2 protein-coding genes and 1 pseudogene are annotated in these 1,883 nt (G+C 64.7%); all 3 read right to left on the reverse strand.

The genetic code is table 11. From position 1 onward, the window contains the following. Nucleotides 1-172 (reverse strand): annotated as a pseudogene (locus tag JHD07_RS35745) (molecular chaperone DnaJ); the annotation flags it as partial. 57 nt (nt 173-229) lie between these two features. Beyond that, entirely contained in the window at nt 230-979 is a 750-nt protein-coding gene (locus tag JHD07_RS35750; protein WP_291630765.1) for a VWA domain-containing protein, read from the reverse strand. Nucleotides 980-1,102: 123 nt separating this feature from the next. Beyond that, nucleotides 1,103-1,883: alpha/beta fold hydrolase (locus JHD07_RS35755; protein WP_291630767.1), on the reverse strand; the 781-nt coding region annotated here is incomplete at its 5' end.

The raw sequence follows: 1,883 nt of genomic DNA on the forward strand, positions 1-1,883 counted from the left end.
GGATCGCAACCGCCAGCTCGCCGCGCAAGCCCGTGAAGGCCGCGACCGCAAGCGCCAGCACGCCACCGCCGAACTTGATGACGCGTGCCAGCACCGCCGGATTGGCGGAGCGGAACATCTGGAGCAGCAGGTAAAGCGTGATAACGGCAACAGCGCCGGCGATCAGGGTCATGGCTGGAATATAGTCGTCCTCTTGCCGAAAAGCATGGCATCCACCGCCGCCTGGTCGCTACTTCATTTGGCTGATCAGCTTCGCCGCGCCGCTCGCGCTTCCCGCCAGCTTCAATAGTGCCTCGCGTCCGCCGGCGGCATAGGCCGCAGCTGCTCGCAGCAGCTCGCGCAGCTGCGCCGCCGCACCAGGATCGAACCGGCACCAGGCGCCGCCCGTCAGGCGCGCGATCTCGCGAAAGGCCTGCTCGGCGATGGCGTCATGCCCCTCCTGAAACACGAACACGGGCACCTTGAGCATGCCGAGCTCGCCCGCCTTGGCGCAGAGCTCGCTGATGTCTTCCTCCATGGCATCGCCGACGAAGACCACGGCCCGCACGCCCGATGCGACCGCCTCGCGCCGGGCTTCGCTCAGCACCTTGCCGATCTGGGTATCGCCGCCGCGGCAATCGATCTTGCTCATCAGCGTGGCCAGCTTGCCGCTGTCGGAGATCCAGCCCGTGGCGCGGCACTCGTTGAAGCCCCGATAATAGACCAGCCGGATGTCGAGGCTGCCGAGCGCCGCAGTCTCCCGAAACATGTCGGCCTGCAGCGTGCAGGCCATGTCCCAGGTCGGCTGACGGCTCATGGTCGCATCCAGAGCGAAGATCAGGCGTCCCTTCGCGCCGGGCGCATGCGGCGAAAGGGCCCGTGCCTTGGCGACGAAGGCGGCGATGTCGTCCGAGGTTGAGGTCCCCGCTCGCGGCAGCGAGCCGTCTGCTTGCGCCGCGACGGCGTCGCGACCGCGCGGTTTGATAGGCTGGCCCGACATCTCTGCTTGCACCCTGCGTGAGCGGCTAATGTGGTCAGCGCATGCAGCCCGGTCAATGTGCAAAGCCTCCGCAGGCTTGCCGCCGGCGGAGGCTTCGACGATCGGTGCGATCGATGAGTAACGTCAGCTCTTTGCGGGTGCCATGAGCGCGACCGGGCCTGGCTCGAGGATCTTGGGCGGGGCCGATTGCGTGTCGACCGGCGCCAGATCGCTGTCGGTCGTGCTCAGGAATTTGTCGAGCATGCTCTGGATCGAGCTCTTTGCCACATCCGGTCCGGTGTCGCGCATGTCGTTGTGCTGGAACTCGGTCTTCACGACCTGGATGCCAGCCTTCTCGCATTCCTCGTCGGTCGGAATCACCCCCGCATCGGCCTTGAACTGCGGATCCTGGGAGCGGAATGAGAGGATCTTGAACTTGCCGGCAGTGACGAAGGGCACGCGCAGATTGTCGAGGGTGACGACCTTCTTGACCTCATCCGGATACTGCTTGGCGAAGTACATTGTGATATCGCCGCCCATGGAGTGGCCGACCATCGTGACCTTGTCGTAGTCGGCGTTGGGCTGAACCTTCTTCATCTCGTGCATGGCAAGATGAATGTTGGCGACGCCCCGCAGGATCTGCGGCAGCCGCCCGACATAGAGCTCACCGGGCTTGGTCACCATCGGAGGATCGGTCGGCAAATCATGCTGCGGGCTGACGGCGATGTAGCCGCGCGCAGCGAACATGTTGGCGAGGAAGCCATACTCGGTGTTCTTGACGGTGTTGCCGTGATTGATCACCGCGACCGGCAGTTTGATCATGCCGGCATTGGCCTGCATTTCCTTGTCGCGGCGCACGGCGATGGAGACAGGCACGGGACGGTTGTCGCGCGAGGCATCGTAGAAGGTGATGGTCTCGTGCTTG

Origin of the sequence: Bradyrhizobium sp., assembly GCF_016462955.1 — a bacterium.
In the GTDB taxonomy this organism is placed as follows: Bacteria; Pseudomonadota; Alphaproteobacteria; order Rhizobiales; family Xanthobacteraceae; genus Bradyrhizobium.